Annotated in this window: 1 protein-coding gene and 4 pseudogenes; 1 reads left to right on the forward strand and 4 read right to left on the reverse strand. The window is 63.2% G+C overall.

What is annotated here, in order from left to right:
* From AHiyo1_RS22065 to leuA, 3 pseudogenes are all read right to left on the reverse strand, one after another.
* Nucleotides 1-767, reverse strand: a pseudogene (locus AHiyo1_RS22065) (isoprenyl transferase); the annotation flags it as partial.
* Between the two features lie 2 nt (nt 768-769).
* Nucleotides 770-1,527 (reverse strand): annotated as a pseudogene (gene recO, locus AHiyo1_RS22070) (DNA repair protein RecO).
* A gap of 83 nt (nt 1,528-1,610) precedes the next feature.
* A pseudogene (leuA, locus tag AHiyo1_RS22075) lies at nt 1,611-3,349 on the reverse strand (2-isopropylmalate synthase).
* 251 nt (nt 3,350-3,600) lie between these two features.
* Between leuA and AHiyo1_RS22080 the strand changes: the two are divergent.
* Nucleotides 3,601-5,551: pseudogene (locus AHiyo1_RS22080) on the forward strand (M13 family metallopeptidase).
* 10 nt (nt 5,552-5,561) lie between these two features.
* Here AHiyo1_RS22080 and AHiyo1_RS27600 read toward each other — a convergent pair.
* On the reverse strand, nt 5,562-5,942 hold a 381-nt coding region (locus AHiyo1_RS27600; RefSeq protein ID WP_253257555.1), incomplete at its 5' end, for a LytR C-terminal domain-containing protein.

Genomic DNA, 5,942 nt, shown 5'->3' on the forward strand with positions numbered 1-5,942 from the left:
GGCATAGATCTCGACGGCGTCCCACAAAGTCCTGCGGTCGACGTCGGGCCACAGGGTGTCCATGAAGACGAATTCCGCATAGGCGGATTGCCACAAGAGGAAGTTCGAGAGGCGCTGCTCGCCGGAGCTTCGCAGGAACAGGTCCACATCCGGAAGATCCGGCTCATCGAGGTACTTCTGGATGGTCTTCTCGGTGACGGAGCCGGGCTTGAGGCGGCCATCAGCGACATCCTGGGCAATCGCGGCTACGGCGTCGGCGATTTCAGCGCGGCCGCCGTAGTTCACACACATGGTCAGGGTGCACGTGTCGTTGCCGCGCGTGTACTCCTCGGCTTCTTCCAGCTCCTTGATGACCGAGCCCCAGAGCCTGGGCCGCCGTCCCGCCCAGCGGATCCGCACGCCCCATTCATCAAGCTGATTGCGCTGCGACGTAGCACATCCTTGTTAAATCCCATGAGGAAGCGCACTTCTTCAGGAGAACGGCGCCAGTTTTCGGTGGAGAAAGCGTAGACGCTGACGTACTTGATGCCCAGTTCGATCGCGCCCGCCATCACATCCAGCAGGGCCGGCTCCCCGGCTTTGTGACCCTCAATGCGCGGGAGTCCACGTTGGTTCGCCCAGCGGCCGTTGCCGTCCATGACAATGGCCACGTGCCGCGGTATCAGTTCTGCAGGTATGGCCGGCGGCCTGGCGCCCGAAGGGTGGTGGTAGGGGGCCCTCACCGGGGTGGTCCGCGCCGTTGCCGTCTTCTTTTTTCCCAGTGCCACTTTCAGCTTCGCTCCACATGTTTGAGGGACTTCAATGCTCGTTCAAGGTGCCATTGGAGGTAACTCGCCACCAATCCGGCGGCCTCGCGGCGATGCAAGGATTCGGACACATCCGCCGTAGCCCAGTCCCCCCGTCAGCAGCGCACCCAGCAAGACGACGGTCTCGGGAGCGGGGTGCCGGCGAGCCTGGCGGCCGGCAATCGTTGCAGATCATTCCGCCCAAGGGAGCGGAGAAGGCTGTGTGCGGACCCCTCGCCCCGCAGCGGGCGCAATCCGTGAAACTGGGCGCCCAGCCGCCGGTCGCCAAAGCGCGGAGCAAGTAGGAGTCCAGAATGAGCTCCGGCGGGTGGTCGGAACGGCTCAACGCGGCAAGTGCCCCGACAAGCAGGTTGTACTGGGCGGTTCCCGAATCGGCGTCGGCGTCGGTCAGCTTTTCTGCCGTTTCCGTCATGGCGGCGGCAACGGTGTACCGGGAGTAGTCGGCAGCGATCGAGCTCCCATAGGCGCCCTTCGCGACAGCCTGGGTGACGATGTCAAGAGTGCGGCCGGAAACGAGTTGCAGGTCGGCAACCATGAACGGCTCCAGCCGGGCACCGAACCGACTGCTGGTCCGCCGTACGCCCTTGGCAACTGCCCTTACTTGTCCGTGGTGCTTTGTCAGCAAAGTGATGATGCGGTCCGCTTCGCCCAACTTGTGGGTGCGCAGCACTACGGCATCGTCCCGATAGGACCGCGCTGCAAACGACGAAGGATTGGCCACAGTTAATCTTCGCACCACACCGGACCTTCTCGGGGCCGGCGAAGCCGTGCGGCGCCGTGTTGACGACGCCGCACGGCAAATGGCTATGCCCGGACGGACCTGATGGCCCGGTTGACGGCAGAGATGACTGCCTTGAGTGCCGCGGTGCTCGTGTTGGGATCGATACCGACTCCCCAGAGGACCCGCTCGCCCACGGCGCATTCAACGTATGCTGCGGCAGTGGCGCTGCCACCTTCGGAAAGGGCATGTTCGGAGTAGTCCAGGACGCGGACGTCCACGCCGTCTTGACGCAGGATGTCCAGCATGGCCGCGATCGGGCCGTTGCCCGTGCCGGTCCGCTGGACCATCGTGCCGTCAATGCGCAGGGCCGCATGCAGGGTCAATTCGCCGGACTCATCGGTCTCGGTGCGGATGGAACCCAGCGAGTAGCGTCCCCACTGGCCATCGGCCGTGCTGGCCGGCAGGTACTCGTCCTGGAACATGGCCCACAACTGGGCACCGCTGACCTCGCCGCCCACAGTGTCGGTGCGGTGCTGGATGACGCCGGAGAATTCGATTTGTGCGCGACGCGGCAGGTCGAGGCTGTGCTCGTTCTTGAGCAGGTACGCCACCCCGCCCTTGCCGGACTGCGAGTTGACGCGGATGACGGCCTCGTAGCTACGGCCCAGGTCCTTGGGATCGATCGGCAGGTACGGAACCTGCCAGGTGAAGTCATCCACGGCCTTGCCAGCGGCGGCGGCGTCCTTCTCGAGGGCTTCGAAGCCCTTCTTGATGGCGTCCTGGTGCGAACCGGAGAATGCCGTGAACACCAGGTCGCCACCGTACGGGGAACGCTCGGGAACGGGCAACTGGTTGCAGTACTCGACCGTCCGGCGGACTTCGTCAATGTCCGAGAAATCGATCATCGGATCCACGCCTTGGACGAACATGTTCAGGCCTAGGGTGACCAGGTCCACGTTGCCGGTACGCTCGCCGTTGCCGAACAAGCAGCCTTCGATGCGGTCGGCGCCGGCAGGTAGCCCAACTCAGCGGCGGCAACACCCGTGCCGCGATCGTTGTGCGGGTGGAGGGAGATGATGATGCCTTCACGCGGGTGCAGATTCCGGTGCATCCATTCGATGGAGTCGGCGTAGACATTGGGCGTGGCCATTTCCACGGTGGCGGGCAGGTTGATGATGACCTGCTTGTCCGCGGACGCTTCGAAAACGTCGGCGATCGCGTTGCAAACACGTGCTGCGTACTCGAGCTCGGTTCCGGTGAAGGACTCCGGCGAGTACTCGTACGTGATGTGTGTGTCCGTGAGGGTTTCCTCGTATTTCTTGCACAAGCGGGCACCCTGGAGGGCGATGTCCAGGATCCCGTCCTCGTCCTGGTTGAACACGACGCGCCGTTGCAGGACCGACGTGGAGTTGTACAGGTGGACGATGGCCTGCTTGGCGCCGACGAGGGATTCGTAGGTGCGTTCGATCAGGTGCTCGCGCGCCTGGGTCAGGACCTGGATGGAAACGTCATCCGGGATGTGGCCGCCTTCGATGAGCTGCCGCACGAAGTCGAAGTCTGTCTGCGAAGCGGACGGGAAGCCGACTTCGATTTCCTTGTAGCCCATCTTGACCAGCAGTTGGAACATTTTCAGCTTGCGGGCCGGGCTCATGGGGTCGATCAGTGCCTGGTTGCCGTCACGGAGGTCCACTGCGCACCAGCGGGGAGCCTTGGTGATGACCTTGTCCGGCCAGGTGCGGTCCGGCAGCTCGACATTGATCTGTTCCTGGAAAGGCAGGTACCGATGAATGGGCATTCCGGAGGGCTTTTGTGCGTTGCGCATGACTTGGGGCCTTTTCTCTTAATCTTTGATGGAAGATTGGCCGGGCATAGCTAACTCCGCAGCGAGGGTTGGCCTAGCGAATGATCGCCTACGAGGCCCCGCCGCGGCAGCTAAGGAGAAGCATTCCTGCACGCACCATTTCACAGTAACACGGGTGCGTATGATGACAATGCAATACCAGAAGCAACGTCCACTATGCAGACGCGTGAACGGTAGTGAGCCGGTTCCGCTCGTCGTCCGAAGGAGTTCTTGTGCCACAGTCGGGGATCACACTGTCCAACATCGATGAAAGCGTCAGGCCGCAGGACGACCTTTACCAGCACGTCAACGGGGCGTGGCTGAAGTCGACGGTCATCCCGGACGACCGACCGCTCGAGGGAACCTTCACCGCGCTCCGCGACGGCGCGGAACTAGCAGTCAAAGCGATCATCGAGGAAGCTGCAGCAAAGGGCGAAGACGCCAGCGGCATCGAGCGCAAAGTAGGCGGGCTCTACAACAGCTTCATGGATGAGGAAGCCACCGAGGCCAAGGGCATGGAGCCTATCCGCGCCCGGCTCGCGGAGGTCTGTGCCACGCGTCGCCGGCCGAAGTGGTGGCCTGACGGGGCGCCTGTTCCGCTCGGATGTTTCCGGCCTCTTCTCGATCTATCCCGCTCCCGACGCCGGGAACCCGGACCGGATCCTGTTGTACATCGGCCAGGGCGGCCTGGGCCTTCCCGACGAATCGTATTACCGGGACGAGAAGTTCGAAGGCATCGTCAGCGCCTATGCGAAATACGTCGCCAAACTCTTCGGCCTGGCGGGCATTCCCGACGCCGACACTGCCGCGGCGCGCGTCGTCGCCCTTGAGAAGGCCCTTGCTTCGCACCACTGGGACAACGTCACCCTGCGCGATCCGCAGAAGACCTACAACCTCAAGACCGCGGAAGAGGGCCGCGAACTGTTTCCACACCTTGACGCATGGTTCGATTCGGCCCGCATTGAAGCGGACAAGTACACCGAGCTGGTGGTCAGCACCCCGGACTTCTTCACCGGTGCGTCCGCCCTTGTCGAGTCCGAGTCCCTTGCCACGTGGCAGGAGTGGCTGGCCCTGCGCGTGCTCAATGCCGCCGCCCCTTATCTTTCGTCGGCGTTCGTGGACGCAAACTTCGATTTCTACGGCACCACCCTGAGCGGCACTCCACAGAACAAGGACCGGTGGAAGCGGGGCGTCGCCGTCGTCGAAGCCGCCCTTGGGGAGGCGGTAGGCCAGATCTACGTGGAACGCCACTTCCCCGAAGGCTACAAGGCCAGGATGCAGACGCTGGTTGCCAAGCTGATCGAGGCCTACCGCGAGAGCATCACGGCCCTCGACTGGATGGGCGAAGACACCAAGGCGGAAGCGCTGAAAAAACTTGAGGCCTTCCGGCCCAAGATCGGTTTTCCGGACAAGTGGATCGACTATTCCGCCGTCGAGATTGACCCGAGCGACCTTTTGGGCAACGTCGAGCGGGCACACAACGCCGACGTCGACCGTCACCTCGATGAGGTCGGCAAGCCGGTCGATCTCGACAAGTGGCTCATGACCCCGCAGACCGTCAACGCGTACTACCACCCGATGCTGAATGAGATTGTCTTCCCCGCCGCGATCCTGCAGCCACCCTTCTTCACGGCGGAAGCTGACGACGCGGTCAACTATGGAGGCATCGGCGCCATCATCGGTCACGAAATCGGCCACGGCTTCGACGACCAGGGCTCCCAGTTCGATGGAAGCGGAGCGCTGCGGAATTGGTGGAGCGAGGAGGACCGAAAGGCCTTCGAAGGACTGGCGGCAAAGCTCGTAGCCCAATTCGACGCCCTTGCCCCCTACGCCGCCCCTGAGCACAAGGTCAACGGGAAGCTCACGCTCGGCGAAAACATCGGCGATCTCGGCGGCCTGACCATTGCCTACAAGGCCTACCTCTTGAGCCTTGACGGTGCTGAGCCGCCGGTCCTTGAAGGCCTCACCGGACAGCAGCGCTTCTTCATGTCCTGGGCTGCCGGCTGGCGCCAAGTCATCCGTCCCGAGGAGGCCATCCGGCGCGTCGCTACGGACCCGCACTCCCCCAACGAGTTCCGAACGAATGCCATCGCCAAGAACCTGGATTCGTTCCATGAGGCGTTCGCGGTGGAAGCCGGGGATGGAATGTGGCTGTCGCCTGAGGACCGCGTCAGCATCTGGTAGGCAGCAGCAGCTACCTCGCGACGAGTGCCGGGTTGACCGCCTGGCATTTCACGTCGCCTGCGGTCTGCTTGACGACGTCGGCCGGTACGGAGGCAACTCCGTACTTGGTTCCCGAATCGAAGTCACTGCCGATATAGACCTGGACTCCCACGATGCCGTTGGATGGTTCGACTTGCGAGGCCGGGATCCCCAGGAGATTCGCGACATCCGGCGCAACGTCGGCATAGCCTGCCCCGTAATACACAACGGTCTTGGGAACGGCAGCCGCGAGGAAGTGTGCGGCTTTCGTGAATCCGCCGCCAACCAGGGCGGCTGCGATCTCCTGGCCGCGGGATGCGATGCCTGTTCCGTCGGCAACGGTCACTGTCTGAAGGGCCTTGTCATAGGCGGG

The organism is Arthrobacter sp. Hiyo1 (assembly GCF_001263615.2).
Classification (GTDB): Bacteria; Actinomycetota; Actinomycetes; order Actinomycetales; family Micrococcaceae; genus Arthrobacter.